Origin of the sequence: Mycobacterium sp. PSTR-4-N (genome assembly GCF_022348085.1) — a bacterium.
Classification (GTDB): Bacteria; Actinomycetota; Actinomycetes; order Mycobacteriales; family Mycobacteriaceae; genus Mycobacterium.
The window spans coordinates 15,716-42,154 of sequence record NZ_JAKRFN010000035.1 but is presented as its reverse complement, the minus strand read 5'-3'; the positions used below and the strand labels follow the sequence as shown (position 1 = coordinate 42,154).

Sequence of the window (26,439 nt, the reverse complement as noted above, 5' to 3'; positions counted from 1 at the left end):
CCCGGGCGGCCCTGGCGGAGTGGCGGGTCCCGGCGGTGCGGCCGGTGCGATACCCGGCGGTCCCAGTGGAGTTGCCGGCCCCGGTGGCGCGGCGGGCTGCATCCCCGGCGTCGGCTGCGGCGCCGTCCCAGCGGGCTAGGACGTCACGGCTCGCGGACCTCGCTGGGGTTCAGCGGCGGTCCGCTGATCGCGCAGTGCCGGCATTCGTCGATCCGGAACCGATCATCGGCGATCGGAGGACGGGTGCGACGAATGCCGGCCGCCGCGATCACCGCGGCCAGCACCATCAGGCCCGCGGAAATGCTCACGGCGACATGGAATCCCGCGTTGAATGCGACAGCGTCGGCGTAGTCGGCGCCACTGATACCGGCGAGGCCCGGCAGGACCGCGACGGCCAGTAGGCCCCCGACGCGGGCCACCGCATTGTTCACCCCGGACGCTGCTCCCGCCATGGTGGGTGGCGCTGCATCGAGGACCGCCGTGGTCAGCGGTGCCACCACGAGCACCATGCCGGCGCCGAAGGTCAGGGCCGCGGGCAGCACGTCACCCACCCAGGTGGCACCCGGCCCGATGCGTGTCATCAGCAGCAAGCCCGCTGAAGACAGCAACGGGCCCACGGTCATCGGGACACGCGGCCCGATACGAGCCGCCAGCGCCCCCGCCCGTGCGGAGAAGATCAACATCACCACGGTGAACGGCAGCAGCGCGGTCCCTGCCGCGACGGGACTGAATCCGGCGACCGTCTGCAGCTGCAACACCAGGAGCAGGAACGCGGCGCCCAACGCGCCGTAGATCAGCAGTGTGATGACGTTGGTGACTCGGAAAATCCTGTCGGAGTACAGCCGTGGTGGGATCAACGGGTGCGGTGAGCGACGTTCCACGACGACGAAGGCGGCCAGCGCCAGCACTCCGACGCAGATCGTCACCGCCGCCGGGACATCGGCGTCATCATTGCCCACCCGGGTCAAGCCGTAGGTGAGCGTCCCCAGACCCAGTGCCGCAAGCAGGGCGCCGGCGATGTCGAGACCCTCCGGCGCAGCGTCGTCCCTGCTTTCGGGCACATGCAGCAGCGTCACCACGATCACCACCGCTGCCAGGGGAACGTTCAGCCAGAAGACGGCACGCCAACTCCACTCCACGAGGAAGCCGCCGACGAACGGTCCGATCGCGCCCGCGATGCCTCCCAGGCCCGACCAGGCGCCGATCGCGGCCGCCCGGTCGGCGCCCTGGAACGAGGCCGATATCAAGGCCAGGCTTCCGGGAGTCAACAGCGCGCCTCCGATGCCCTGCAATGCCCGCGCGCCGATCAGCCATTCGGTGGTCGGCGCCAGGCCACACGCGACCGATGCGAGCGCGAACCACGTGACACCGACAAGGAACACCCGGCGCCTGCCGAAATGGTCGCCGAACGAACCACCCAGCAAAATCAGCGACGCCAGCGACAGCGTGTAGGCGTTGACGACCCACTGCAGCCCACCGAAACCGGAACCGAGGTCGGCGCCGATGTGTGGGAGAGCGACATTGACCACGGTGCCGTCGATCATCACGATGCCCGAGCCGAGAACCGTGGCCAGTAACACCCAGCGCGCGGAGGGAGGTCCGCTCTGGGGCACGCTCAGGACAGTACGCGGCGCAGCGCTCCCTTCGCGACCTCTTCCGGCCGGTACTGCTCGCTCGCGTAGGCACCGATGGCCACCAGCGCACCGGTGGCGGCTGGAACCACCCACTGCAGGGCCTTGAGCTGCTTCTGCGCGGACGCCACCTCAGGGGGCGTCGACGGCGCCGGGGAGGTCGCATCCGCCGCCGGCACCGCGTCATGCGCGGAGACCTTGGCCCCGAGTGCGCGGCTGTAGGCGGTGACCCCCAGGGCGAGGACCGTCAGCCCCGTCTTCACCGCGGCCATGCTCGGCACACCGCTCTGCGCCTTCATGCGGCCGGTATCGTGCTTGACCAGACCGGCCGATCCGATCAGGTGGGCGCCGATCGCGGCGGCGTTGACCGGGGTCCACCGGTCCCAGCCCTCGTTGGCGACGGCGCCGACGTTGCGGTCGGACCCGGCCGACGATGCGGCCCGGTTCAGCGTGACGGCGTTGGCGAGCGTGCCGCCGAACCAGGCGGCCAGACCGACGTCGTGCAGTTGATGGAACAGCGTTGCGCGAGCCATGGTTTCTCCTTCGACTGTGGGGGACCCTCGCCGTGCTACCCCGCGCCGGCATCGGCAAACGTCGTGCCACACCCGGCCGCAAGGATCCGAAGACGTAAGAATTTGCCTGCCCGCGTTCCGGTTTCGACCGCCGGCCACGGTGTATGCCCGTGCCATGCAGCAGCGGCGACGCATCCTCATCACCGGCGCTTCCGGCAATGTCGGCGCCGGCGTGCTGCGTGAGCTGCGCCGCCATGTTCCGCAGGCCGAACTCGTCGGCGTGTGTCGGCGCCCGCCGACGCGTGGTCAGATCTACGATGGCGTCGACTGGTGTCCCGTCGATCTCTCCGCAGCAGATGCGACCACCCGATTGACGGCGGCGATGCGTGGTGTCGACGCGGTGATCCACCTCGCTCTGGCCGTATACCCGGTCGACGACGAGGACTACTTGTATCGTGTCAATGTCGTTGGCACACAGGCGGTTCTCGCGGCGATGACGCTCACCGGGGTGTCGCATCTGATCTACGCCTCGAGCCTGGGCGTCTACGCCCCCAGCGATTCCACGGCACCGGTCCCCGAGACGTATCCGGCGACGGGCCAATCGACGTCGGTGTACAGCAGACACAAGGTCGCCGTGGAGTCCATGCTCGACCAGTATGAACGCGACCATCCCGACGTCGTCGTGTCGCGCTTCCGGCCCACGGTGGTCGTCGCCCGCCACGCTGCCTTCGAGATCCGGTCGCTGTACGTGGGATCGGTGATCCCGCGGGCGGCTTTCACCGTGGCACAGCGTCGCAGGTTGCCCCTGCTGCCGCTGCCTCGCGGGCTCGCACTGCAGTTCGTCCACGCCGACGACGTCGGCGACGCGGTGGTGCAGCTCCTGCGGCGGCGGATGGGTGGCTCGTTCAACGTGGCCTCCGACGTTCTGTCGGGCTCCGCGCTGGCAGGTTTGGTCGGAGCGCGTCCGGTGCGGGTCAACCCGGCGGCGATGCGGTCGGTCGTCATCGCCCTCCATCGGCTGGGTCTGCTGGCCGTCACCCCCGGCTGGTACGACGTCGCGACCCGCTCTCCGGTGATGGACACCACCAAGGCACGCCAGGAATTGCAGTGGCAGCCAAGGCATTCGTCGACCGACGCGGCCAGGGAGCTCATCGACGGACTCGCTGACGGAGCGACGGGCACGAGTCCCGCTCTGGGCGCGATCGATGACGACGCGCCGAGCCGGGAAGCAGCGCTGTCGTCGACGCATGACGTCACGTTGACGCTCTGGTGGGCGATGGCGGTCGCGGCCGCGGCCCGCGGCCGACGACCCGGCGCGATCCACCGCAGTGTCGTTGCGGCGAACCTGGTGTCGGGCACACCAGCTGCGCTGCAACGCCTTCGACAACGTCGCCGCGATCCGGTGGCGGTGCTCGCCCCCGTCACCGTCGCAGCGGCAGTGCTGGCGACGCGACGCGGAGGGTGGCTCGCCGCTGCAGCCACCACCGTGCTCGGCGGCATGGGATGGGCTGAGCGCAGACGACGGAGAGGCCGAGGATGAGTGCACGAGTCGTGGTGATCACCGGGGCGTCGAGCGGTATCGGACGGGAGACGGCGCTGCGGTATGCCGCTCGCGGGGCCCGCCTGGTGCTAGCGGCTCGTTCCGAACGCGATCTGGACGACGTCGCCGAACAGTGCCGCCGGGCGGGCGCGGACGGTGTGCTCGTCGCGCCCACCGACATCGCCGACGCCGACCAGGTCCAGAAGACCTTCGAGCGCGCGAGCGAAACCTTCGGCGGCGTCGACGTGGCGGCCCAATGCGCCGCGATCACCGCGTTCGGTCGCTTCGAAGACATCCCTGCCGAGGTCTTCGACGCGATCATCGCCACCAACTTGATCGGCGCCGCGAACGTCGCCCGCTGCGCACTGGCTCACTTCCAGCCACGCGGTCGCGGTCAGCTCGTGCTGGTCGGCTCACTTCTCGGCGTGACTGCCGTTCCCTACCAATCCGCCTATGTGGCAAGCAAATTCGCACTCTGCGGACTGGTCCGAGCCCTGCGCCAGGAGAATCGGCACCTTCCCGGGGTTCGGATACACGGCATCTATCCCGGGCCGGTGAACACGCCGGTCTATGCGTCGGCGGCCAATTTCCTGGACCAGCAGAGCCCACGGGTGCCGCCGACCTCCGACGCCCCGGGCACGATCGCAGCCGCCATCGTGCGTGCCGCCGAGAAGACGACGTCCACCGAACGTCAGATCGGCTGGTTCAACCGACCGGCGATCGCGACCTACCGCGTGGTCCCGTTCTTGTTCGACGCCCTGGTCGGACCGGTCGTCCGCCGGATGATGTTCACCTCCGAGGCCTCCCCCAACTCCCAGGCGGCATCCACCGGCAACGTGTTCGAGCCACCGCCGGCCGCACTGCGACGGTGACCGCGACGTCCGGCGGCGCGCGCCACGAAATTCGTGCTTGAACTGCGCTTCGGCAACGGAATTCCTAGGATGCGTGAATGCCATCCGGAACGGCGGTGTCGAGACCAGGCGCCGATCCCCTCGACGACGCGGCCGTTCCCCAGATCGAGCTCGTCGGCGTCCGCAAAGAGTTCGGCGATCCGCGGCACCCCGTGGTGGCCGTCGCGGACGCTGATCTGACCATCGCCGACGGGGAGCTGTTCGCGATTCTCGGACCGTCCGGATCGGGCAAGACCACGCTGTTGCGGATGATCGCAGGCTTCGAGGCCCCGACGGCCGGCACGATCAGACTCGGTGGTCGCGACGTCACCCGGCTGCCTCCGGCGCGCCGCGACACGAACACCGTGTTCCAGCAGTACGCCCTGTTCCCGCACATGACGGTCGCGCAGAACGTCGAGTACGGGCTGCGGGTGCGTGGCGTCGACAAGCAGGAGCGCCGCCGCCGTGCCGGGGAGGCGCTCGAGATGGTCAGGCTCTCGGGGCAGTCCGCACGCAAGCCCGCCGAGCTCTCCGGCGGCCAACAGCAGCGGGTCGCGTTGGCGCGTGCGCTCGTCGGTCGACCCCGCGTGCTGTTGCTCGACGAACCGCTCGGCGCGCTCGACCTGAAGTTGCGCGAACAGATGCAGGTGGAGCTCAAGGCCATTCAGCGCGAGGTCGGCATCACGTTCGTGATCGTCACCCACGATCAGGACGAGGCGCTGACGCTGTGCGACCGGCTCGTGGTCCTAAACGAGGGCCGCATCGAACAGGTCGGCGCGGCCCGGCAGGTGTACGAACATCCTGCGAACCGCTTCGTCGCGGACTTCGTCGGAACGTCGAACGTGCTCGACGCCGACAGCGCGCAGGCGGTGCTGGGCCGGCCGGGCACATTCGCGATCCGCCCGGAACGTATCGCGGTGCTCGATCCGGACGCCGCCGCCCCGGCCGGCCAGCCCAGCGTTGCGGCGCGGATCGCCGAGGTCGTCTACGCCGGCCCGATCACGCGCATCGCGGCCACGGTCACCGACCACGACATCCGGCTCACGGCCACCCTGCTCTCAGCGGAGGCCTCGACCGCCCTGACCCACGGCAGCCTCGTCGTTCTCACCTGGCCCCAGGCCGCCGTCCGCGATCTCACCGACCTGTCGACCCATCCCGAGGAGGAGTCATGAAGAATCCGCTGCGCCGCCTGGGCGTCGTGCTTGCCGTAGGTGGCGTGCTGCTCGCCGGCTGTTCGAGCTCCGGGGATTCCGGCGGCACCGCAGAAGGCCCCCCGTCGATGGAACCCGCGGCATCGGTCGGCGCCGGTGAGGGCCAGCTCAACCTGATCGCCTGGCCCGGATACGCCGAGAACGGCTCGAACGACCCTGCAGTCAACTGGGTCACGCCGTTCGAGCAGCAGACCGGGTGCAAGGTCAACGTGAAGATCGGCAACACCTCCGATGAGATGGTGCAGCTGATGCGCACCGGCCAGTACGACGGGGTGTCAGCGTCGGGCGATGCGACGCTGCGGCTGATCTACGCCGGCGACGTCGCACCGGTGAACACCGACCTGGTGCCGAATTATGCGACCGTGGTGCCGTTCCTCAAGGACAAGCCGTGGAACTCGGTGAACGGCCAGATGTACGGCATCCCGCACGGGTGGGGCGCCAACCTGCTGATGTACAACTCCGACGTCGTCAAGAACAACCCGGACAGCTGGGGCGCGGTCTTCCCCGGCGCACCGGAGCTCAAGGGCAAGGTGACCGCCTACGACTCCCCCATCTACATCGCCGACGCCGCGCTGTACCTGTCCAAGACGAAGCCCGATCTGGGGATCAAGGATCCCTACTCGCTGACCACCGAACAACTCGACGCCGCAGTCGATCTGCTCAAGCAGCAGAAGGAGAACATCGGCGAGTACTGGTCCGACTACACCAAGGAAGTGCAGGCGTTCGAATCCGGCACCACGGTGATCGGCACCAGCTGGCAGGTCATCGCCAACACCATCAAGGCCGACAACAAGGTTCCGGTCGCGACGGTGCTGCCGAAGGAGGGTGCCACCGGCTGGTCGGACACCTGGATGCTGTCGGCGAAAGCCGCGCACCCCAACTGCATGTACAAGTGGATGGATTACATCATCTCGCCGAAGGCCAACGCCGAAGTCGCCGAATACTTCGGTGAGGCACCGGCACAGACCAAATCGTGCGACCTCACCTCCGACAAGGCGCACTGCGCGACCTATCACGCCACCGACGAGCAGTACGCGTCGCAGATCCATTACTGGACCACGCCGCAGACGACGTGCGTGGACGGCAGCGGGGACAACTGCACCAGTTATGACCAGTGGGTGGACAAGTGGCAGGAGATCAAGGGCTGATGCTCGCCGCCCCGCGGCTGCGGCAGCGGGTGACGCTGGCCTTCCTGCTCGTTCCGCCGCTGGCCTGGCTGATCGTCGCCTACCTCGGTTCGCTTGCGGTCCTGCTGGTTTCGGCTTTCTGGAGCCGCAGCAGCTTCACCGGCGCGGTGGTGCGCACGTTCACCACCGACAATCTGGTGAGGGTGGCGACCTCCGAGGTGTTCCGGACGACCACGTTGCGCACAGTCGGGGTAGCGTTGACGGTGACCGTGGTGTGCGCGGCGCTCGCGGTGCCGTTGGCGCTCTACATGGCCAAGGTGGCCTCGCCGGCCAAGCGGGTCGCCCTCGTCGTCGCGGTCACCACCCCGCTGTGGGCCAGCTACCTGGTGAAGGCGTACGCGTGGCGGATGCTGCTGTCCCCCGAGGGGCCGATGGACTGGGCGGTCGGCTACTCACCGGGCTACGGGCTGACGGCCACGGTCATCACGCTGACGTATCTCTGGTTGCCGTACATGGTGATTCCGGTGTTCGCCGCCTTCCAACGCGTCCCGGATTCACTCGTCGACGCCAGCTCCGACCTGGGTGCCTCGGATCTGACCACGCTGCGGCTGGTCGTCGCACCGATGGTGTTCCCCGGCATCGCCGCGGGCTCCATCTTCACGTTCTCGCTGTCGCTCGGCGACTACATCGCGGTCACCATCGTCGGCGGCAAGACACAGCTGCTGGGCAACGTGATCTACGGACAGCTCGTCACGGCCAACAATCAGCCGATGGCCGCGGCGCTGTCGCTGATCCCGATGGCCGCGATCCTGCTGTACCTGTTCGCGATGCGACGCACCGGAGCATTGGAGAACGTGTAGATGCTCTCGTCACGCATGCGGGGCGCCACCCGCTTCTGGACGGTGCTGGTGCTGGTCTTCATCTACGCGCCGCTGGCGCTGGTGGTGGTGAATGCGTTCAACGCGTCGAAGACCTTCGCGTTCCCGCCGAGCGGTTTCACGCTGCAGTGGTGGCGAACCGCGCTGGCCAGTGACGGGATGTGGACGGCGCTGGGCAATTCGGTGGTCGTCGGTCTGGCCGCCACGGCGCTGGCTCTGGTGCTCGGCACGATGGCCGCGTTCGCGGTGCAGCGGTACGAGTTCTTCGGCAAGCAGACGGTGAACCTGCTCATCGTCCTTCCGATCACGTTGCCCGGCATCGTCACCGGTATCGCGTTGAATGCGACGTTCACCTCCGCGCTGGGTATCACGTTGGGCATGGCGACGGTGATCGTCGGACACGCCACGTTCTGCATCGTGATCGTGTTCAACAACACCCAGGCACGGTTGCGCCGGCTCGGGACCAGTCTCGAGGACGCCTCAGCCGACCTGGGGGCGTCGTCGTGGCAGACGTTCCGGTTCGTGACGCTGCCGATGATGCGCGGTGCGCTGGTGGCCGGAGCGATTCTGGCGTTCGCACTGAGCTTCGACGAGATCGTCGTGACGACGTTCACCGCCGGCCCCACGGTGCAGACGCTGCCCATCTGGATCTTCGGAAATCTGTTCCGCCCCAATCAGGCGCCCGTGATCAACGTGGTCGCGGCCGCGCTGACGATCATCGCGATCGTGCCGGTGTGGCTGACCCAGCGCATCGGCGGAGACCCCGCAGGGACGCGCATCTGAGCGGTTAGGGTGGCCCCGTGACCGACCTCTTCGATCTCACGGGCCATGTCAGCGTCGTCACCGGCGGCGGGTCAGGCATCGGGTTGGGCATGGCCGACGGGTTGGCACGCGCCGGCGCGTCGGTCGCCATCATCGGCCGTGGTGTCGCGCGCCTGGAGGCGGCGGCAGAGTCGTTGCGCGTCCACGGCAATCCGGTACTTGCCTTGCCGTGCGATGTCACCGACGAAGCGGCGATCACCGCGGCGATGGCCCGCGTCCGCGACGAATGGGGTTCGCTGGATTCGTGTTTCGCCAACGCCGGGGTGGGCGGCCGGTTCACCCCGACGCTGGAGACTTCGCTGGCGGAGTTCCGGTCGATCACCGCGGTCGATCTCGACGGTGTGTTCGTCACCCTGCGGGAGGCGGCCCGGCAGATGGTCGACGCCGGGCGTGGCGGCAGCCTGGTCGGCGTCTCCAGTCTCGGCGCCTTCCAGGGCATGCCCCGTCAGCCCGCCTACGCCGCGTCGAAGGGCGGGGTGATCTCGCTGATCGACAGCATGGCTGTGGAACTGGCGCGCCACGGTATCCGCGCCAACACCATCGCGCCCGGATGGTTCGACACCGAGATGACGGCGGCCGGCCTCGCCGACGAGCGGTTCCGATCCCGGGTGCTGCCGCGGGTGCCCGTGCGGCGGTGGGGAGCCGGGGACGACGTGGCCGGTGTCGCGGTCTACTTGGCCAGCGGGGCGAGCAGGTACCACACCGGGGACGTGTTGAGGATCGACGGCGGCTATCTGAAGTTCTAGTGTGACGCCATGAGCGAGAAGACCACCTGTGTGGTCGTCGGTGGCGGGCCGGCCGGCATGGTGCTCGGCCTGCTCCTCGCCCGCGCGGGTGTGGCGGTCACGGTGCTCGAGAAGCACGGCGATTTCCTGCGCGACTTTCGCGGCGACACCGTACATCCCAGCACGCTGCGACTGCTCGACGATCTCGGGCTGTTCCCTGCCTTCGACCGGTTGCCGCAGAGCAGGCTGCACCACTTCACCGTCGATGCCGTCCCGGGGCACCCGGTCACCGTCGTGGACTTCGATCGGCTTCGACTCCCCCACCGGTACGTGGCGATGGTGCCCCAGTGGGATCTGTTGAACCTGCTGGCGGAGGCCGGCGAGGCAGAACCGTCCTTCACCCTGCGGCTGGATCACGACGTCACCGGACTGATTCGAGAGTCCGGCCGCGTCGTCGGGGTGCGCTACGAAACCCCAACTGGCGCAGGGGAATTGCGTGCGGATCTGACGGTCGGATGCGACGGCCGCAGCTCAGTGGTCCGACAAGCCGCCGGGCTGGCGGTGCGCGAGTACCCGGTGAGCTTCGACGCCTGGTGGTTTCGGCTGCCCCGGAACTCCGCGACCGCTGACTTCAGCCTGTTCCCCCGCATCGGGCGGGGCAAGGCCATCATCGTGATTCCGCGCGAGGGGTATCTGCAGATCGCCCTGCTGATCCGCAAGGGAGCCGACGCTCAGCTGCGCCGCCGGGGATTGGCCGCTTTCCACGCCGACGTCCTCGAACTCCTGCCCGAGGCCGGGGACTCCGTGTCCGCTATCACCTCGCTCGATGACGTCAAGTGTCTGGACGTGAAGTTGAATCGTCTGCGGCGCTGGCACACTGACGGATTGCTGTGCATCGGCGATGCCGCCCACGCCATGTCCCCGGCCGGCGGGGTCGGCATCAACATGGCCGTTCAGGACGGCGTGGCCAGCGCGCGGCTGCTCGCCGGCCCGCTGCGTCGCGGTGCGGTGACCGAGCGGGACCTGGAGAAAGTGCGACGGCGCCGGATCGTCGCCACCGCGCTGACCCAGGCCCTACAGCGTCAGCTCGACGCGCGGCTGCTGGGTCCGGTCGTGCGGGGCGAAGAGGGCGCGACCGGTCCGCCGGCGGGACTGCTGCGGGCGCTGCAACGGGCGCCCTGGTTGTCGGTGATCCCGGCCTACCTGGTCGGCGTGGGTGTGCGCCCGGAGCGCGCTCCATCGTTCGCGCGCCGACGGGCCGGTCAGCGGTAGTAGACCTCGTCGCCGGTCGGGTAACCGCCGCCGTGTGTGGTGATGTGCACGTGGTCGTAGTGCCCGTAGCCGCCGGCGCGTCCGCCGCCCGGGGTGTAGTAGACGCCGCGCCAGATGCAGTCCTGAAGACCGAACCGCTCGGCGTTCTTGAGGGCGAACGCGACGATCTGGTTGCCCAGCGCGATCCCTTCGGCACTGCTCGCATTCGGGATCATCACGTCGATGGCCAGTCCGTTGGGATGCCATGGCAGCGGGTCTTGTCGAACCCCGCCGATGCTGTGGATCTCGGGGAAGATCGCACTGACTGCGCGGGCGACCAGGATCGTCTTCACCTGCAGGCCCTGCTCGGGGGCCCGTCCGACGGGCAAAATCTGAGGTTGGCGAACGGCCGCGCGGGAGCTGGCCACCCACTGCACCCGGCTGCCGGTCGGCCCGCTGTTCGATGCGAATCCCGTCGGCGGCGCGGCCACCAGCTCCATGCAGCACGGCGGTGCCTCTGCAACAGCCGGCTCGACCGGTGGGGTGATCGGGCGTTGCACGTCGGCACCGGCCACGAGCAATGCTGCCGCGGGAAGGCCGAGGGCAGTCAGCACTCGCGCGCGCGAACGCCGCTGTCGAACCTGGGAGTGCCTGCCCACGCATTGCACACTAAGTGGGGACATCACGAAATCACAGACGCATGGCAAACTTTCAATAACAAAGTGCCACGCTGGCACCATCAGCATCATCGGCCACAGGATTCACCGCGCCGATCAGGCGACCTGGTTGTCGGGTGGTGCGGGTCCGCCGGGTTCTGATGGGTCGGCCGATTCCTGGGTGGGCTTCTCGTCCTCGGGTGGGCGCAGCAGGCGTTCGGGGGTGTGGTGGGTGTTGACTTTCGTCTGGCCGGTGTCGAGCTTCGGCGGTGGGGTCCACTCGACTTCGTGGCGGGTGTTCATGGACGTGCTCCAGCCGCCCTCTTTCACCGAGCGGTTGTCGGGTGGGCAGGCCAGGCCGAGGTCGTCGACGTTGGTCAGTCCGCCGTCGGCCCAATCCTGGGTGACGTGGTGGACCTGGCAGCCGTAGGCCCCTACGGGGCAGCCGGGTTTGGTGCAGCCTCCGTCGCGGGCGATCAGCATGATCCGCTGCGCCGCCGAGGCCGCCCTGCGGGTGCGGAACAGGTCCAGGGCGGCGCCGGTGGCCCGGTCGAAGATTGCGAGGTAGTGGCTGGAGTGCGCCCCCATCCGAATCACGTCTTTGATGGGCAACTTTGTGCCGCCGCCGGTGGTGCCGATCCCGGCCCGGGATTCCAGGTCCTGCAGAGTGGTCCGCACGATCACCGTCACCGGCAACCCATTCAGCTGACCCAACTCACCGCTCATCAACGCGATCCGCCCGACTGCGACCAGCGCGTCGTGCTGGCGTTGGGCCAGGCTGCGGTGATCACTGTCGATCTGCGCCTGGGTGGGCGTCCCCGACGTGCACGGCTCGTCATCGTCGGGGTTACACATCCCCGGGGCGGCGTATTTCGCGAAGATCGCCTCCCATATCGCCGCCGCTTCTGGGGTCAGATCCGCCCGCCACGGCGTCATCCCATCGCGCCCCTGCCGCCCCTTACTCAGGGAACGTTTGCGGGTGCGTTCAGTGTCGTCGGGTTCGGGTCCGTCCTGATCCAATAAAAACAGTTCCAGCTCGGCGGCGTCGTGGGTGGCTTTCGGGCCGGCACCGGCGGCGATACGCACGACATCGGCTTCGAACTGCTCCCGAGTTGTCACGTCGACGAAGCCGGGCAGCTTGTCGACAACCTTGCGGATCACCTCGACATGCTCCGGGGTGATCCGCCCCTCGGCCTGCGCCGTCGCGGTCGCCGGCAGGGCTGGCGGGAGGGGTTCTCCGGTCATCGACTGTCGTGGGGCGAGCAGCGCGGCTTCGGTCAGGCGACGGTGCGCTTCGGAGCCGCTGATCCGGTAGCGGATCGCCAGCACGTCTTTCCAGTTTTTGGCGCCCATCTTCTGTGGGGTGGTCTCGACCTGCAGCCGGGCCAGGGCGCGATGTCCGGCGGCGGGCAGCCGGCAGCTCGCGGTTTGCAGCTCATCGAGCAGCTCCACGACCTCGGCGGCGGTGGACAGGTCGAGATCGGCGGCGAGCACGGCATCCACGGCAGCCCGTAGCCCCGCCACCGCCTCCCGCGCCTCCGACATTCCTCGAACATACATTCGATGTCCGACAAACTCAGTCGGGCTGCCACAGATCTCGGATCACGCGACGCGGCGCACAGTCCGCACTAAGGTGACTCCAGCAGTGCGGTCGGCAGTTTTCTGTGAACACGAGTTGCCGATCGGAAAAATTTCTGAAAAATGCTCAGAGGCTCGGACAAGTCTTGGATTTCGGGCCACCCGACCGAGGGGAACACTGTGAACACCGCACGTTCGGTTCGACATGGACTCGCGCTCGTCTGCATCATCGTGCTGGCCGCCTTCGGCGTGGCCGCATGCGGCAACGACAGCGGATCGGGTGGCGGCTCCGGCGGAGGGGGCGGCGGAGACATCACCGTCGCGCTGACGTCGTTCCCTGATTACGTCGACCCCCAGCTGTCCTACACGGTCGAAGGCTGGGAGATCCTGTGGAACGTCTACACGCCCCTGCTGACCTACAAGCACTCCAAGGGCAAGGACGGCACCGAGATCGTGCCGGGGCTCGCCGAGGCGATGCCGGACATCTCCCCGGACGGCACGACCTACAGGCTGAAGCTTCGCAAGAACATGAAGTACTCCGACGGCACCCCGATCAAAGCCTCCGACTTCACCTATGCCGTCCAGCGCCTGTTCAAGGCGGACTCGGGCGGATCGGTGTTCTATGACGTGATCGTCGGCGCCAAGGAGTACGCCGACGGCAAGGCCGACACGATCACCGGCATCACCACCGACGACAACACCGGCGACATCACCATCAAGCTGACCGGCCCCAACGGCACCTTCGAGAACCTGCTGGCGTTGATGTTCGCCGCCCCGGTGCCGCCCACGACCAAGCTGGACGGCGACACCACCAACACGCCGCCGCCCGCGAGTGGTCCGTTCATGATCAGCAACGTCGATGCGCCGCGGACGCTGACCATGGAGCGCAACCCGCAGTTCACGACCGTCAAGGACGCCGGCGCATCCGAGGTCGCCGACGCCAACGTCGACAAGATCACGGTGGTCGAGAACAAGAACCAGAGCGCGCAGGTCACCGACATCGCGCAGAACAAGGTCGATTTCATGGTCGACCCGGTGCCCTCGGACCGGCTGCAGGAGGTCAAGACCCGCTACGCCGATCGCTTCCGGATGGAGGAATCGATCAACACCTACTACTTCTTCATGAACACCCAGAAAGCCCCGTTCAACGACGTCAAGGTGCGCCAGGCCATCAACTACGCCGTCGACCCGGAGGCGCTGAACCGCATCTTCGGTGGCCGTCTGCACCCGACCCAGCAGGTCCTCCCACCGGGCATGCCGGGCTACCAGGAGTACAAGCTCTACCCCGGTCCCGACATGAACAAGGCCAAGCAGTTGCTCGCCGAGGCCAACCCGGCCGACCGTGACATCACGGTGTGGACCGACGACGAGCCGGACCGCAAGCGCATCGGGGAGTACTACCACGACCTGCTGACCCAGCTCGGCTTCAACGCGACGCTGAAAGTGATTGCCGGAGACGTCTATTGGACCACGATCGGCAACCAGTCCACCCCTGACGTGGACACCGGATTCGCCGACTGGTTCCAGGACTTCCCGCACCCGGACGACTTCTTCCGTCCTCTGCTCAACGGCGCCAGCATCCTGCCGACCAACGGCAACAATCTTTCCCGGGCCAACCTGCCAGAGCTCGACGCGAAGATGAACGAGCTGCTGACCAAGCAGATCACCGACCCCGGCGTCGAACAGCAGTACGCCGATCTCGACAAGGCCTACATGGAGCAGGCGGTGTGGGCGCCCTACGGCAACGAGCAGTTCACCACGTTCCTGTCCGAGCGCATGGACTTCGACAAGTCGTATCAGCATCTGTTGTTCAAGCAGGACTTCACCTCGTTCGCGGTGAAGTAGTCGATGGTCGCCTCTGTCCCTGACGTCGACGCCCCCGACGAGCCGCCGCTGCCCGTCGGGGTGCCCAAAGAGCAGATCCAGGGCCGTAATCCGTGGTACCTGGCGTGGCTTCGACTGCGCCGCAACAAGGTTGCCCTGGCCTGCGGTGTGCTGTTCATCCTGATCGTGCTGTTCTGCCTGGCCGCACCCCTGTGGGCGCACTACGTCGCGCAGACCGGACCGAACGACAACCACATCACCGACACGGTCAGCATCAACGGCGTCGACACGGACGTCGTCGCGCCGGACGGCACCCCGCTCGGGCCGGGTCTGCACGGTCGATACCTGCTCGGCGCCGATCAGAATGGCCGAGATGTCATGGTGCGTCTCATGTACGGCGGGCGGACCTCGATCTACATCGGGCTCGCGGCCGCGGCAGTGACCACGGTGCTCGCGGTCGTCGTCGCGTTGCTCGCCGGGTACTACCGCGGGTGGATCGACGCGGTGCTGTCCCGCATCCTCGACGTGATCTGGGCCTTCCCGGTGTTGCTGCTGGGAATCGCGCTGGGCACGGCGCTGGCCATCGGAGGCCTCAAACTGGGCGTCCTGCAGATCGCGGGCGATTCGATCTGGATCCCCATCCTGATCATCGGCCTGGTGTACGTGCCCTACATGGCCAGGCCGCTGCGCGGGGAGATCCTGGCCCTGCGCGAGAAGGAATTCGTCGAAGCCGCCGTCGCGCAAGGGATGGGTCCGCTGCGGATCATGGTCGGCGAGCTGCTCCCGAACATCATCTCCACGATCATCGTGTTCTTCACACTGAACATCGCCAACAACATGCTGCTGGAGTCGGCGCTGTCGTTCCTCGGCGCCGGGGTTCGGCCACCCAACGCCTCCTGGGGCACGATGATCGCCGACGGCTACCAATTGATCTACACCGCACCGCATCTGACGATCGTGCCGGGTCTGCTGATCGTGATCACGGTCCTGGCGCTCAACGTCTTCGGGGACGGCTTGCGCGACGCGTTGGACCCGAAGGCACGTCTGAGGTTGGAGCACTGATGGCACGGTTCGTCCTGCGCCGGGTGCTCGGCATGGTCGCCGTGCTGTTCGCGATCTCGGTGATCGTCTTCCTGATCTTCAACGTGGTGCCGAACTCGGATCCGGCGGCACGGATCGCCGGCAAGAACGCCGATCCAGAGCTCATCGCCCGGGTCAACGCCGACCTCGGACTCGACCGGCCCCTGCCCGTGCAATACCTGACCATGATGAAACAGATCTTCACCGGTGAACTCACGTCCTATGCGAGCGATCGCAATGTGGGCGAACAGATCTGGCACGGGTTACCGGCGACGTTCTCACTGTGCATCGGCGCGGCAGTGATCTGGATGACGCTGGCGGTGCTGTTCGGTTACCTCAGCGCCGTGCACGCCGGCAAGTTCGGTGACCGCGCGCTGAGCATCCTGTCCCTGGTCGGCATCTCGATGCCGGTGTTCTGGCTGGCGGCCATCCTGCTGTACTTCTTCACCTACAAGGTCCAGTTGTTCCCGACGGGCAGTTACGTTCCGCTGACCGAGGATCCCCTGGACTGGGCTTACCACCTCGTGCTGCCGTGGTTCACCCTGGCGGTGTTGTTCATCGGCTTCTATAGCCGGGTGCTGCGGTCGAACATGCTCGACGCGATGAACGAGGACTACGTGCGCACGGCACGGGCGAAGGGCCTGACCGAACGTCAGGTCCGGATTCGACATGTGCTGCGCAACTCCATGATTCCGATTGTCACACTGTTCGGCCTGGATTTCGGCATGGTCGTCGGTGGAGGGGCGATTCTGACCGAGACGGTGTACAACCTCGACGGTGTGGGTCTGTATGCCGGCGAGGCGATCCGCAGCCTCGATCTACCGCCGCTCATGGCGGTGACGATGTTCGGCGCGTTCTTCATCGTGCTGTTCAACACGATCGTCGACATCGCCTACGCCGTGCTGGATCCGCGAATCCGACTGGGACAGGCGGCACCGGCATGAGCGACGCTTGCGAGCGAATCGACAAACCCATGAGCCAAGAACTGCTGGCGGTTGACGACCTACGGGTCAGCTTCGCCACCGAGGACGGTGTGGTGCAGGCGGTCGACGGGGTGTCCTTCTCCCTGGCCCCCGGTGAGATCCTGGCCATCGTCGGTGAATCGGGCTCGGGCAAGAGCGTGACCGCCCAGACACTGACGGGGCTCACGCGGTCGCCGAACAGCCGGATCACCGGATCGGTCACCTACCGCGGGCGGGAACTCGTCGGCCTCGATGACGACGGCTTGAGGGACATCCGCGGCGAGGAGATCGCCATGGTGTTCCAGGATCCGATGTCGTCGCTCAACCCGGTGTACCGGGTCGGCGATCAGATCGTCGAGATGATTCGTGCACACCGCGACGTGCCGAAGTCCGAGGCCGCCCGTCAGGCCGCCGAACTGCTTGCCGCGGTGGGCATCCCGAATGCCAAGGAGCGTCTGCGCAGCTATCCGCACGAGTTCTCGGGCGGCATGCGACAACGCGTGATGATCGCGATGTCACTGGCTCTGGAGCCCGCCGTGCTGATCGCCGATGAACCGACCACCGCCCTCGACGTGACGGTGCAGGCGCAGATCCTGCGGCTGCTGGCGCGACTGAACGCCGAACGCGGCCTGGCCGTGGTACTGATCACCCACGATCTCGGCGTGGTGGCCGAGATCGCCGACCGGGTCGCGGTGATGTACGCGGGGCAGATCGTCGAGGACGGCAGCCTGGACGACATCTTCTACTCCCCACAGCATCCCTACACCTGGGGGTTGCTCGGCTCGTTGGCGCGGTTGGACCGACCACGCTCGGAGCGCCTCGAGCAGATCCCCGGCCAGCCACCGTCACTGCTGGCCCCGCCGCCGGGGTGCCGGTTCGCGCCCCGGTGTGCGTTCGAATTCGACCGCTGCGCGCAGCCGCCCGACCTGGCGGCCACGCAGAGCGGGTCGCATCTGGACCGCTGCTGGCTCGACCTCGAGGAGAAGGCCCGGGTGCGCGCATGACCGAACCGCTGCTCGAAGTCACCGATGTGACCAAGCACTACCCCATCCGCTCGGGTCTGGTCATCGAGCGCGAAGTCGGTACGGTGCGCGCCGTCGACGGGGTGAGCCTGACGTTGAACGAAGGCGAAACCCTGGGTCTGGTCGGCGAATCGGGCTGCGGCAAGTCGACGCTGTGCCGGGCGATCCTGCAGCTGATCCCGCCGACCTCGGGGTCGGTCAAGTTCCTCGGGCAGGAACTGGTCGGGTTGTCGCGACGAGAGCTGCGACCGCTGCGCCGACAGATGCAGATGATCTTCCAGGATCCCTACGCGTCACTGAATCCACGCAAGCGCGTCGGGCAGATCGTCGGCGATCCGATGGATCTGCACGGTCTCGCAAGCGGCGCCGAACTGAAGCGGCGGGTGCAGGACCTGCTGGACCGTGTGGGCCTGCGGCCCGAGCACTACAACCGGTTCCCCCACGAGTTCTCGGGCGGTCAACGGCAGCGCATCGGTATCGCCCGCGCGCTGGCGCTGCAACCGAAGCTGATCGTGGCCGACGAACCGGTGTCCGCTCTCGACGTCTCGGTTCAGGCGCAGATCGTGAACCTGCTCAAGGACTTGCAGGCTGAGTTCGGGCTGTCGTATCTGTTCGTCGCCCACGATCTGGGGGTGGTCCGACACGTCTCAGACCGCGTCGCGGTGATGTATCTGGGCAAGGTCATGGAGAACTCGGACACCGACAGCCTCTACGACCGCCCCGTGCATCCCTATTCGAATGCCTTGCTGTCGGCTGTTCCCATCCCCGATCCGCGCCTCAACGCGGCTCGTGAACGCGTGGTTCTCGAGGGTGACGTCCCGAGCCCGAGTGATCCGCCGTCGGGATGCCGGTTCCACACCCGCTGCCCGTGGGCGACGGAGATCTGCTCCGCCGAGGAGCCGGCATTGGTGCCCTACGAGGCCGGTCACGCGGCCGCGTGCCACCATCCGCGCAATGTAGAGAGGATGCCGGTCTGACGCCGGCCTGGTCCTGAATGACAAACGACCCGATCGGCTGTCCCCTCCGCAGCCGATCGAGTCGATCGTGGTCAAGCTAAGCCGACGCGCGGGCCGCAGCCAATCGGGGAAACCCCTATATCTGCGTGCTCAGGGCTGCGCGGGAACCTGTATCGGAATAGGCACCGGCACGAACGGCACGGTGAGGTAGCTCGTCGTCGTCACCGCTTGCGTGGTCGTCGGCGGTCGCGTCGTCGTCGGTGCGGTGGTGGTGGGGACCGTGGTGGTGGGGACGGTCGTGGTCGTGGTCGGCACCGTCGTCGTGGTGGTCGTGGTCGTCGACGGCGTGGTGGTCGTCGTGGTCGTTGTCGTCGTCGTCGTGGTCGTCGTGGTCGTCGTGGTCGTGGTGGTTGTCGTGGTGGTCGTCGTCGGCACCGTGGTACTCGGCGCCGGTGCCGTGGTCGTGACCACCGGGGCCGGCGGCGGCGCCGCGCTGGTGGGCGGCGCGGCAGGTTGCCCCGGCACTGTGATCGTCTGCCCGGCCGGGTTCGTCGGGGTCAGCTCCCTGCTCAACGGCGCGGTCCCGGGCTTCGGCTTGTCGGGGTCCGAACCTTGCACACTGGTCAGGGCGATCGCGACGCCGCCGACGGCCACCAGAGCGATGGCCGCGACCACACCGAGCAGGGACAGCGGCAGCCGCCGCCACCCGGTGGCCTCGGCGGCGACGCGCTGGTCCTGCGCATCATCGAGGCGATACGGGTTCGGCCGTTGGGCCCTCCCGGTGGCACTGTCGTCGTAGTCGTCGACGACGTAGGTGTCCTCGCCGGCATAGGGCACCACGTCGTCGGCGGACGCATCGTCCTGCGACCACGCGAGCGCATACGTGGAGTCGGTCCCAGCGTCGGCCCCGGCGTCGATTCCGACGGGAGGGGCAGCGGCAGGCGCTGCGCGCGTTGCGGTCTCGGCGGCGCCGCCGAAAGCCGCGAACAGTGCCGCACCGGCGGCCGCATCCAGCGCCGGCCGCGGGGACCACAGCACCCGGCCGAAGTGGGCGGAAAAACGCTGGCGCACAGCCGGAATGGCCGACCCGCCTCCGACCAACACGATCGCCGAGACGCTGGATGCGGCGCTGTTGTTGCGCTGCAGCGTGTCTCGCAGCGCCTCGACCGCATCCTCGAGCGGGCGGGCCAGCAGCGACTCGAGATCGGCGCGCGTGACGACGATGGCGCCGCGATAGCCCGGGACGTCGACATCGATGCTGGCCTCGGTCTGCGCCGAGAGCGTTTCCTTCGCGGCGCGGCACTGTTCCCGCAGCCGCGCGAGCGAACCGACCGCGGCGGTGGCGCCGGTGTCCTCGCCGCTGTGAGGCACCCGCTCGAGGACGTGGGTGAGCAGCGCCTGGTCGATCTGGTCCCCGGCGAACTCGGCGAACCGTTCGGTGCGACCGATCAGCTCCAACGAGCCGGCCGCGGCGAGGCTGATACTGGTCCCGCTGCCGCCGATGTCGACGACAGCAAGCACGCCGCGGCGTTCCAGGCCGGGGTCGGCCACCATCGCCGTCAGCGCAGCCACCGCGTCCGGGACCAGCCGCGGCGGCGGGCCGCCGGGTGCCAGCGGCCCGCTGGCGGTCAGCGCGGCGCGCAGTGCGTCGACCTGCGCCGGCCCCCAATACGCCGGCACCGCGATCGCCACGTCGGTCGGGGAGGCGGAGCCGGCCAGCGCGGCGATGGCTTCCAGTGCCTCGACGACGAGCTGATCGGCCAAGTAGCGCGTTCCGTCGTCGCCGACCAGCGGAACCGGGTCACCGACGCGCTCGACGAAGCCGCTCAGCGTCACCCCGTCGCCACGCCCCGGGGGCAGGCCCACATCCGGCGCGGTGTGGCCGTACACCGTCAGCGCGGAGCGGCGCAGCACCGGCGGCCGCCCCACCCCGGCCGCCACCAGATTGGTGGCACCGACGGACAACCCCAACGCATCGCTCATGACGGGCCACACCTTAATCGTCGGTGCCGCTGCGGCCCATCAGACACTCTGCCGCGCCGAACTGTGCTGCAATGACGCCATGGGTGACATCGACGAGATCAAGACGGTCAAATACCGCTACCTGCGCACGCTCGACACCAAGCACTGGGACGAGTTCGCCGACACCCTCACCGAGGACGTGATCGGTCACTACGGCGAGTCGGTCGGCGAGGAACACCACTTCGCCAACCGCGACGAGCTGGTCGAGTTCATGCGGAACTCGCTGGGCCCGGACATCATCACCGAGCACCGCGTCACCCATCCCGAGATCACCATCGACGGTGACGAGGCGACCGCCACCTGGTATCTGCAGGACCGGGTCATCGCGCCCGCGTTCAACTTCATGCTGATCGGCGCGGGTTTCTACCACGACCGCTATCGCCGCACCGACTCCGGCTGGAAGATCAGCGAGACCGGGTACGACCGCACCTACGACGCCTCGATGTCGGTGGAAACGCTGGGATTCAAGGTCAAGGCCGGGCGAGCCGTCAAACAGTAGACGCGGCAGAGGTGACGGCGATCATGGCGCCGGGACGCAGCCACCGCATGATCTTGACCAGCGTCGCATCGTCGATCGCCACACAGCCGGCCGTCGCTCCGCCGTCGGTGCTGTGTACGAAGAACGCCCCGCCTTTACCGGGGATCCGCTCCTTGTTGACGCCCATCACGATGGCGTGGGCGTACTGCGGAATGGCGAGGTTCTCGGTGCCCGAGCTCGGCGCGGTGTCGAAGCGGCAGTTCTGCTTGTCGCACACCTGCATGGTGTTGTAGGTGGGGCTCTTCATGTCCCCGTCCCACCAGTGGTTGGGCCCGACCCTGATGTAGCGCAGGCCGCCACCGGGGTCGGGTTGGGTGCCGAACGAGAAGTCGAGGGTGTAGATCCCCTCGGGGGTCATCATCGATCCGTCGAAGTGGTTGGGCGACATACCTTTCGCGCCGATCTTGGCGGGAACGCCGACACCTCCGGCGACTGGTTGCCACCCGGTGGCGGTGCGCTGCCAGACGTCGAGGGTGGCGTCGGAGCCACCGGTGCCGGTCACCGCGAGCACCTGGGTGGCCCGCCCCACCGACGCGGAGAACCACGGATTCAGCGCGGCGCGAGCGGTGGCGGGTGCCGTGCCGGCGAGGAGGGTCGCCGCGCACAGCATGGTGAGCAGTCGGCGCATGGGCTTCGATCGTGGCCGCCCGACGCTGCATTCGCGGTCAAGATTCGGACACGATCGGGTCGCAGTACGCGAGGTTTGCGGTTGGGGTCTCTCGGCTACGTTGGCGTGATGGATCTTCTGCCCGCGCGTCTGCGGCGTCCGCGACACCGAGGAATCAGCCAGATCGGCAAGGGGCTGGGCACTCTCGACCGCGAGGTGTTCGAGGCGATCGCGGAGTCGCCCAGCCCCCTCATCGATGCGGTCATGCCGCGGCTGACCAGGGCGGCCGACCATTCCAAGCTGTGGTTCGCGATCGCTGCCGGCCTGGCCGCATTCGGCAATCCCTCGGTCAAACGCGGTGCGATGCGCGGTGTGCTGACCCTGGGGGTGACGAGCCTGGTCACGAATCAAGGTGCCAAGCGGGTGTGGCGACGGGACCGGCCGAACCGGTTGTCGGTGCCGCTGGCCCGTCAGATGCGGCGGGCGCCGACGTCGAACTCCCTTCCGTCGGGGCATTCGGCCAGCGCCGCGGCGTTCGCGGTGGGAGTCGGTCTGGAGAACGCGCCGGTGGGCCTGGGGCTGGCACTGCTCGCCGGGATGGTCGGTATGTCGCGGATCGCGGTCGGTGCGCACTACCCCGGTGACGTGCTGGCGGGACTGGGTCTCGGCGCGGGGATCGCCGTGCTGGGGGCCCGCGTGGTGCCGCCGATCGTGGAGGAGCGGCTGCCCGGGGCGGCGCCTCTGACGGTCGACGCCCCGGTCCGGCCGCGCGGCGCGGGGGTGACCGTGGTGGTGAACCCGGCGTCGGGCAGCGGTACGGGGGCCCGGGTGCTCGACGAGGTGCGCGAGGCGCTGCCGGAGGCGGAGATCGTCGAACTGGGTGAAGACGACGATGTGCCCGCGGTGTTCCGGTCGGCCGCGCAGCGTGCGGAGGTACTCGCCGTCGGCGGTGGGGACGGCACGGTGGCGGTGGCGGCGAGCATCGCGCTGGAGGAGGGAGTACCGCTGGCGGTACTCCCGGCGGGCACGTTCAACCACTTCGCCAAAGACATCGGCTGCGACACCACGGCCAAGACTGTGTCTGCCATCCAGGACGGGCGCGTGTCCTGCGTGGACGTGGTGTGCCTCAACGAGAAGCAGATGGTGGTGAACACCGCGAGCATCGGGGCCTACCCGCAGTTCGTCCGCACACGTGAGAAGTTGGAGCACAAGATCGGCAAACCGCTGGCCGGTATCTACGCCATGTTCCACACACTGCGCCGCGACCAGCCCGTGCGCATCCGGTACGACAACCAGACGTTGCAGACGTCGCTGTTCTTCCTCGGCAATTCGATCTACCTGCCGTCCGGTTTCGCGCCGGCGCGGCGGACACGGATGGACGACGGGCTCATCGACATCCGCATCCTGGAGACGGGCCGGCCGCTCGCGAAGTGGCGAATCCTCGTCGCGCTGTTGTTCGGACGCCTGACGCGCAGCCCGCTCTACCGCGAACTCCGGGTGCCCGAGTTCGCTTTCGAGTCCGTCGACGGACCGACGGTGCTCGCGCTCGACGGGGAGGTCGGCACCGAGGTGACCAAGGCCAGCTTCAGCGTGCGGTACCGCTCACTTCCGGTATTTCGACCGGCTCCCTGACAGGGCGCACCGGCCCCGCCACCAGTAGGCAGAACACCACATAGGCGTAGCCGAGCGCCCACCCGGCGATCACGTCGGACGGATGGTGCACGTTGAGGACTACGCGGCCCACCCCGATCGAGACGACCACCGCGACCCCGACCGCGATCAACCACGGCCGTCGAGCGGCGGGCACGAGCGGTAGCGACACCGTGAGCAGCGCGATCACTGCGACCATGACACCCAACGCGTGCCCGGACGGGAACGACGACGATGCGGCGTGCACCAGCGCGGTGGATGGTCGTGGCCGGTCGACCAGCCTCTTGGCGACCTCGATGACCAGGCCGGACAGCTCGACGCTGACGATCAGGAACACGGCGACCGTCAGCCGTCGACGCGCGAAGGCGATGGCGATCACCACCAGGGTCACCAGACGGAAGGCCGTCGGACCGAGCAGTGTGCAATACACGTCCCAGAACGTGACCCAGCCGGGGTGCCGTTCGCCGATCCGCAAGGTGGCGTCCAGTGCGGCGTCGTCGACGCGCGTCAGCGGTGCCCAGCCGAGGCGGTATCCGAGCAGCATCGCGACGAAGACACCGAGCGCGACCACGGCCGATCCGGCCAGCAGCCCTCTGCGCACGTCCATCCGACCACAAGTACCACGCGTCGCCGGATATCCACTGAGCTACCGTGCGTGCATGGCCGTGTTCCTGCGCAAGTTGCTTCGCATCGGCAAGCTTCCGCGGGAGCTGCGCACCGAGGTCGAGGCCGAGGGGATCGTGTTCATCGCCGAGTACGTGGCGGTGACGCGGCGGTTCCGGGGTGCCGTGCCCGGCCTGCGTTCGGCGGGCAGCATCGCCAGCTACGTCGGGTCGTTGGTGTTGACCGAGCAGAGGGCGCTGGCAACTCTGTCGTCGGTCCCCAAGCTGGCCGGACGCACGATGGATCTGCGCTGGGACGCGCCGCAGACCGGCGCGGTCACCGCGACCTTCGACGAACACGGATTGACCCTCGATGTCGACGTGGCCGCGGTCGATGCGCGTTGCTCGGGTGAGCTGTCGCTGCACTACAAGGAAGACCTGCCCGCCGACGTGCTGGCGCGGTTGCCCCGCCGGTCACTGGCCTACGACGTGCCGCCGGAGTTCGTGTTCCGGGCGGTCGGCGTGCCGTACGACCCGTAGCCCTCAGCCGTCGATGTGCATCGGCGGGTCGTTGAACGCCGGGTCTCCACCGGGGCGACCGGGGCCCATGACCGCGCACTGCTTCACCGGGACCAGATGCGTGCCGAAGCCGCTGGGCACCACCGAGGCGATCCCGACGCATCGCTGCCAGCTACCGTCCGGCTGGAGGGGTTCGTCGCACTTGCTGATGTATCCGCCGCCGTAGATGCAGCCGGCACTGGCCGGCGCAGACGTCGCCACTCCCAGACACGACAACGACGCGCTCAGAAGTCCGGTCGTCACCGCAACGATCGTCGCTCTCATGGACGTCTCCCCTCACCGCCTCCCGACGCTACCGCGTGGCCATCTCGTTCTCGGGGTTTTGTCGTTACCGTTGGCGCGGACGGCGCGTGGGAGCGGATCTCGAGAGGATGCAGTTGTGAGTGAAGGCCGGCGGGACAACGTTCTGCTCGTGCACTGGCATGATCTGGGCCGGTATCTCGGCAGTTACGGGCACTCGGATGTGTCCAGCCCGTGCCTCGACGCGCTGGCCCGCGACGGGATCCTGTTCACCGACGCCTACGCCACCGCCCCGCTGTGCTCACCCTCGCGGGGTTCGCTGTTCACCGGCAGGTATCCGCAGAGCAACGGTTTGGTCGGGCTGGCCCACCACGGCTGGGAGTACCGGCCGGGGGTGCGCACCCTGCCGCAGATTCTGTCCGAAAGTGGTTACTGCAGCGCGCTTTTCGGTATGCAGCATGAGACATCGTTCCCGTCGCGGCTCGGATTCGACGAGTTCGACGTGTCGAACTCGTACTGCGAGTACGTCGTGGAGAAGGCGATCGAATGGCTGGCCGATCCGCCGGACGAGCCGTTCCTGCTCACCACGGGGTTCTTCGAGACCCACCGGCCCTACCCCCACGATCGCTATGACCCCGCCGATCCGAGTTCGGTGACGGTTCCGGAGTACCTGCCCGACACCGCAGCGGTGCGTCAGGATCTGGCGGATTTCTACGGTTCCATCGCGGTCGCCGATGCAGCTGTCGGCCGACTCCTGGACGCCCTCACCGCAACCGGTCTCGACCGGACCACGTGGGTGGTGTTCGTCACCGATCACGGACCGGCTCTGCCCCGCGCGAAGTCCACCCTGTACGGCGCCGGGACCGGCATCGCGCTGATCATGCGTCCGCCCCGGGACGCGAACCTGCCGCCGCGAGTCTATGACGAGTTGTTCAGCGGGGTCGACCTGCTGCCCACGGTGCTGGAGCTCCTCGATGTCGGTATCCCACCCGAGGTCGAAGGATGTTCGCACGCACCACATCTGGTGACGAACAGACAGCACCCCCATCCCGTGCGCACCGCGGTCTACACGACGAAGACGTACCACGACTCCTTCGATCCGATCCGCGCCGTCCGGACCAAGCGCTTCAGCTATATCGAAAACTACGCATCGCGAGCACTTTTGGACCTGCCATGGGACATCGCCGACAGTGCACCGGGTCGGGCCGTCCAACCGCTGATCGATTCACCACGGCCGCAGCGCGAGCTGTACGACCTCGCAGCCGATCCAGGAGAATCCCACAATCTGCTCGTCGCACATCCGACGGACGAGGCGGAGGCCGTCGGCACCGAGCTGGCACTGCTGCTCAACGACTGGCGCCAGAGCGTCGGCGACGTCATCCCCTCCGACTTCGCGGGTACGCGCATCGCCGCGCGCTACACGGAGACCTATCTGCTGGTACAGGATGTTCAATTGCCAAGCCGCGCAGCGGTTGCCGCCGAGCGCGGCATTGCAGAGGACGAGCAGACAGGACAAGACTTAAGCTCACCGTGATC

The 26,439-nt window shown here is 67.8% G+C and carries 25 protein-coding genes; 17 read left to right on the top strand and 8 right to left on the bottom strand.

What is annotated here, in order from left to right:
• Nucleotides 1–143: 143 nt before the first annotated feature.
• Both MHN84_RS28545 and MHN84_RS28540 read right to left on the bottom strand, forming a co-directional pair.
• Nucleotides 144–1,613, bottom strand: coding sequence for an MFS transporter (locus tag MHN84_RS28545; protein ID WP_308192998.1), 1,470 nt, complete (start codon nucleotides 1,611–1,613; stop codon nucleotides 144–146).
• Between the two features lie 2 nt (nucleotides 1,614–1,615).
• Nucleotides 1,616–2,164 (bottom strand): hypothetical protein, encoded by a 549-nt coding sequence (locus MHN84_RS28540; protein WP_241207835.1) that lies wholly within the window; start codon nucleotides 2,162–2,164, stop codon nucleotides 1,616–1,618.
• A gap of 154 nt (nucleotides 2,165–2,318) precedes the next feature.
• Here MHN84_RS28540 and MHN84_RS28535 point away from each other — a divergent pair, with 154 nt between their 5' ends.
• The 8 genes from MHN84_RS28535 to MHN84_RS28500 all read left to right on the top strand — a co-directional run bounded on the left by MHN84_RS28535 (nucleotide 2,319) and on the right by MHN84_RS28500 (nucleotide 10,608).
• Nucleotides 2,319–3,683 carry an NAD-dependent epimerase/dehydratase family protein gene (locus MHN84_RS28535; RefSeq protein ID WP_241207834.1) on the top strand — a complete coding sequence of 455 codons (1,365 nt, stop codon included), beginning with the start codon at nucleotides 2,319–2,321 and terminating at the stop codon, nucleotides 3,681–3,683.
• A complete protein-coding gene (locus MHN84_RS28530; protein WP_241207833.1) occupies nucleotides 3,680–4,555 on the top strand; it encodes an SDR family oxidoreductase in 876 nt (291 codons plus the stop codon). The genes MHN84_RS28535 and MHN84_RS28530 overlap by 4 nt, the downstream gene beginning before the upstream one ends.
• A gap of 77 nt (nucleotides 4,556–4,632) precedes the next feature.
• Nucleotides 4,633–5,745: an ABC transporter ATP-binding protein gene (locus MHN84_RS28525; protein ID WP_241207832.1), complete on the top strand. Its 1,113-nt coding sequence runs from the start codon at nucleotides 4,633–4,635 to the stop codon at nucleotides 5,743–5,745.
• Nucleotides 5,742–6,932, top strand: a complete 1,191-nt coding sequence (locus MHN84_RS28520; RefSeq protein WP_241207831.1) for an ABC transporter substrate-binding protein — start codon at nucleotides 5,742–5,744, stop codon at nucleotides 6,930–6,932. The genes MHN84_RS28525 and MHN84_RS28520 overlap by 4 nt, the downstream gene beginning before the upstream one ends.
• Nucleotides 6,932–7,771, top strand: a complete 840-nt coding sequence (locus MHN84_RS28515; protein ID WP_255731087.1) for an ABC transporter permease — start codon at nucleotides 6,932–6,934, stop codon at nucleotides 7,769–7,771. Before MHN84_RS28520 ends, MHN84_RS28515 begins: the two co-directional genes overlap by 1 nt.
• Nucleotides 7,772–8,572 carry an ABC transporter permease gene (locus MHN84_RS28510; protein WP_241207829.1) on the top strand — a complete coding sequence of 267 codons (801 nt, stop codon included), beginning with the start codon at nucleotides 7,772–7,774 and terminating at the stop codon, nucleotides 8,570–8,572. It begins immediately after the preceding gene.
• 17 nt (nucleotides 8,573–8,589) lie between these two features.
• Nucleotides 8,590–9,357, top strand: a complete 768-nt coding sequence (locus MHN84_RS28505; RefSeq protein ID WP_241207828.1) for an SDR family NAD(P)-dependent oxidoreductase — start codon at nucleotides 8,590–8,592, stop codon at nucleotides 9,355–9,357.
• A gap of 9 nt (nucleotides 9,358–9,366) precedes the next feature.
• Complete coding sequence (locus MHN84_RS28500) at nucleotides 9,367–10,608, top strand: FAD-dependent oxidoreductase (RefSeq protein ID WP_241207827.1); 1,242 nt, start codon at nucleotides 9,367–9,369, stop codon at nucleotides 10,606–10,608.
• Here the strand turns inward: MHN84_RS28500 and MHN84_RS28495 are convergent.
• Entirely contained in the window at nucleotides 10,599–11,246 is a 648-nt protein-coding gene (locus MHN84_RS28495; protein ID WP_241207826.1) for a hypothetical protein, read from the bottom strand. The genes MHN84_RS28500 and MHN84_RS28495 overlap by 10 nt on opposite strands.
• A gap of 114 nt (nucleotides 11,247–11,360) precedes the next feature.
• Entirely contained in the window at nucleotides 11,361–12,803 is a 1,443-nt protein-coding gene (locus MHN84_RS28490; RefSeq protein WP_241207825.1) for an HNH endonuclease signature motif containing protein, read from the bottom strand.
• Nucleotides 12,804–13,052: 249 nt separating this feature from the next.
• On the opposite strand from MHN84_RS28490, the gene MHN84_RS28485 reads away from it, so the two are divergent.
• From MHN84_RS28485 to MHN84_RS28465, 5 genes are read left to right on the top strand one after another with little or no spacing between them, the layout of a single operon-like run.
• Entirely contained in the window at nucleotides 13,053–14,666 is a 1,614-nt protein-coding gene (locus tag MHN84_RS28485) for an ABC transporter substrate-binding protein (protein ID WP_374238440.1), read from the top strand.
• Nucleotides 14,667–14,669: 3 nt separating this feature from the next.
• On the top strand, nucleotides 14,670–15,707 hold the full coding sequence (locus MHN84_RS28480) for an ABC transporter permease (RefSeq protein WP_241207823.1): 1,038 nt from the start codon (nucleotides 14,670–14,672) through the stop codon (nucleotides 15,705–15,707).
• A complete protein-coding gene (locus tag MHN84_RS28475; protein ID WP_241207822.1) occupies nucleotides 15,707–16,669 on the top strand; it encodes an ABC transporter permease in 963 nt (320 codons plus the stop codon). Before MHN84_RS28480 ends, MHN84_RS28475 begins: the two co-directional genes overlap by 1 nt.
• 29 nt (nucleotides 16,670–16,698) lie before the next feature.
• The gene (locus MHN84_RS28470) at nucleotides 16,699–17,691 is read left to right on the top strand and encodes an ABC transporter ATP-binding protein (protein WP_241207821.1); all 993 of its coding nucleotides are present in this window, start codon (nucleotides 16,699–16,701) and stop codon (nucleotides 17,689–17,691) included.
• The gene (locus MHN84_RS28465) at nucleotides 17,688–18,686 is read left to right on the top strand and encodes an ABC transporter ATP-binding protein (RefSeq protein ID WP_241207820.1); all 999 of its coding nucleotides are present in this window, start codon (nucleotides 17,688–17,690) and stop codon (nucleotides 18,684–18,686) included. Before MHN84_RS28470 ends, MHN84_RS28465 begins: the two co-directional genes overlap by 4 nt.
• Before the next feature lie 129 nt (nucleotides 18,687–18,815).
• Here the strand turns inward: MHN84_RS28465 and MHN84_RS28460 are convergent, their stop codons facing one another.
• A complete protein-coding gene (locus MHN84_RS28460) occupies nucleotides 18,816–20,648 on the bottom strand; it encodes an Hsp70 family protein (protein WP_241207819.1) in 1,833 nt (610 codons plus the stop codon).
• A gap of 79 nt (nucleotides 20,649–20,727) precedes the next feature.
• Here MHN84_RS28460 and MHN84_RS28455 point away from each other — a divergent pair, with 79 nt between their 5' ends.
• A complete protein-coding gene (locus tag MHN84_RS28455; protein ID WP_241207818.1) occupies nucleotides 20,728–21,186 on the top strand; it encodes a nuclear transport factor 2 family protein in 459 nt (152 codons plus the stop codon).
• On the opposite strand, the gene MHN84_RS28450 is transcribed toward MHN84_RS28455, so the two are convergent.
• On the bottom strand, nucleotides 21,176–21,853 hold the full coding sequence (locus tag MHN84_RS28450) for a L,D-transpeptidase (RefSeq protein ID WP_241207817.1): 678 nt from the start codon (nucleotides 21,851–21,853) through the stop codon (nucleotides 21,176–21,178). The genes MHN84_RS28455 and MHN84_RS28450 overlap by 11 nt on opposite strands.
• Nucleotides 21,854–21,961: 108 nt before the next feature.
• Between MHN84_RS28450 and MHN84_RS28445 the strand changes: the two genes are divergently transcribed.
• Nucleotides 21,962–23,464, top strand: a complete 1,503-nt coding sequence (locus MHN84_RS28445) for a bifunctional phosphatase PAP2/diacylglycerol kinase family protein (protein ID WP_241207816.1) — start codon at nucleotides 21,962–21,964, stop codon at nucleotides 23,462–23,464.
• On the opposite strand, the gene MHN84_RS28440 is transcribed toward MHN84_RS28445, so the two are convergent.
• Entirely contained in the window at nucleotides 23,418–24,089 is a 672-nt protein-coding gene (locus MHN84_RS28440; protein WP_241207815.1) for a phosphatase PAP2 family protein, read from the bottom strand. The two genes, MHN84_RS28445 and MHN84_RS28440, sit on opposite strands and share 47 nt — an antisense overlap.
• Before the next feature lie 52 nt (nucleotides 24,090–24,141).
• On the opposite strand from MHN84_RS28440, the gene MHN84_RS28435 reads away from it, so the two are divergent.
• On the top strand, nucleotides 24,142–24,624 hold the full coding sequence (locus tag MHN84_RS28435; RefSeq protein WP_241207814.1) for a hypothetical protein: 483 nt from the start codon (nucleotides 24,142–24,144) through the stop codon (nucleotides 24,622–24,624).
• A 3-nt stretch (nucleotides 24,625–24,627) separates the two neighbouring features.
• Here the strand turns inward: MHN84_RS28435 and MHN84_RS28430 are convergent, their stop codons facing one another.
• A complete protein-coding gene (locus tag MHN84_RS28430; protein WP_241207813.1) occupies nucleotides 24,628–24,927 on the bottom strand; it encodes a hypothetical protein in 300 nt (99 codons plus the stop codon).
• 115 nt (nucleotides 24,928–25,042) lie between these two features.
• Between MHN84_RS28430 and MHN84_RS28425 the strand changes: the two genes are divergently transcribed.
• A complete protein-coding gene (locus MHN84_RS28425; protein ID WP_241207812.1) occupies nucleotides 25,043–26,437 on the top strand; it encodes a sulfatase in 1,395 nt (464 codons plus the stop codon).
• Nucleotides 26,438–26,439 lie beyond the last annotated feature (2 nt).

Bases quoted from the DNA above. Each gene is read 5' to 3' on its own strand.
- MHN84_RS28540 (WP_241207835.1), bottom strand. From the start codon at position 2,164: ATGGCTCGCGCAACGCTGTTCCATCAACTGCACGACGTCGGTCTGGCC.
- MHN84_RS28535 (WP_241207834.1), top strand. From the start codon at position 2,319: ATGCAGCAGCGGCGACGCATCCTCATCACCGGCGCTTCCGGCAATGTC.
- MHN84_RS28530 (WP_241207833.1), top strand. From the start codon at position 3,680: ATGAGTGCACGAGTCGTGGTGATCACCGGGGCGTCGAGCGGTATCGGA.
- MHN84_RS28525 (WP_241207832.1), top strand. From the start codon at position 4,633: ATGCCATCCGGAACGGCGGTGTCGAGACCAGGCGCCGATCCCCTCGAC.
- MHN84_RS28520 (WP_241207831.1), top strand. From the start codon at position 5,742: ATGAAGAATCCGCTGCGCCGCCTGGGCGTCGTGCTTGCCGTAGGTGGC.
- MHN84_RS28515 (WP_255731087.1), top strand. From the start codon at position 6,932: ATGCTCGCCGCCCCGCGGCTGCGGCAGCGGGTGACGCTGGCCTTCCTG.
- MHN84_RS28510 (WP_241207829.1), top strand. From the start codon at position 7,772: ATGCTCTCGTCACGCATGCGGGGCGCCACCCGCTTCTGGACGGTGCTG.
- MHN84_RS28500 (WP_241207827.1), top strand. From the start codon at position 9,367: ATGAGCGAGAAGACCACCTGTGTGGTCGTCGGTGGCGGGCCGGCCGGC.
- MHN84_RS28490 (WP_241207825.1), bottom strand. From the start codon at position 12,803: ATGTATGTTCGAGGAATGTCGGAGGCGCGGGAGGCGGTGGCGGGGCTA.
- MHN84_RS28480 (WP_241207823.1), top strand. From the start codon at position 14,670: ATGGTCGCCTCTGTCCCTGACGTCGACGCCCCCGACGAGCCGCCGCTG.
- MHN84_RS28475 (WP_241207822.1), top strand. From the start codon at position 15,707: ATGGCACGGTTCGTCCTGCGCCGGGTGCTCGGCATGGTCGCCGTGCTG.
- MHN84_RS28470 (WP_241207821.1), top strand. From the start codon at position 16,699: ATGAGCCAAGAACTGCTGGCGGTTGACGACCTACGGGTCAGCTTCGCC.
- MHN84_RS28465 (WP_241207820.1), top strand. From the start codon at position 17,688: ATGACCGAACCGCTGCTCGAAGTCACCGATGTGACCAAGCACTACCCC.
- MHN84_RS28460 (WP_241207819.1), bottom strand. From the start codon at position 20,648: ATGAGCGATGCGTTGGGGTTGTCCGTCGGTGCCACCAATCTGGTGGCG.
- MHN84_RS28455 (WP_241207818.1), top strand. From the start codon at position 20,728: ATGGGTGACATCGACGAGATCAAGACGGTCAAATACCGCTACCTGCGC.
- MHN84_RS28450 (WP_241207817.1), bottom strand. From the start codon at position 21,853: ATGCGCCGACTGCTCACCATGCTGTGCGCGGCGACCCTCCTCGCCGGC.
- MHN84_RS28445 (WP_241207816.1), top strand. From the start codon at position 21,962: ATGGATCTTCTGCCCGCGCGTCTGCGGCGTCCGCGACACCGAGGAATC.
- MHN84_RS28440 (WP_241207815.1), bottom strand. From the start codon at position 24,089: ATGGACGTGCGCAGAGGGCTGCTGGCCGGATCGGCCGTGGTCGCGCTC.
- MHN84_RS28435 (WP_241207814.1), top strand. From the start codon at position 24,142: ATGGCCGTGTTCCTGCGCAAGTTGCTTCGCATCGGCAAGCTTCCGCGG.
- MHN84_RS28430 (WP_241207813.1), bottom strand. From the start codon at position 24,927: ATGAGAGCGACGATCGTTGCGGTGACGACCGGACTTCTGAGCGCGTCG.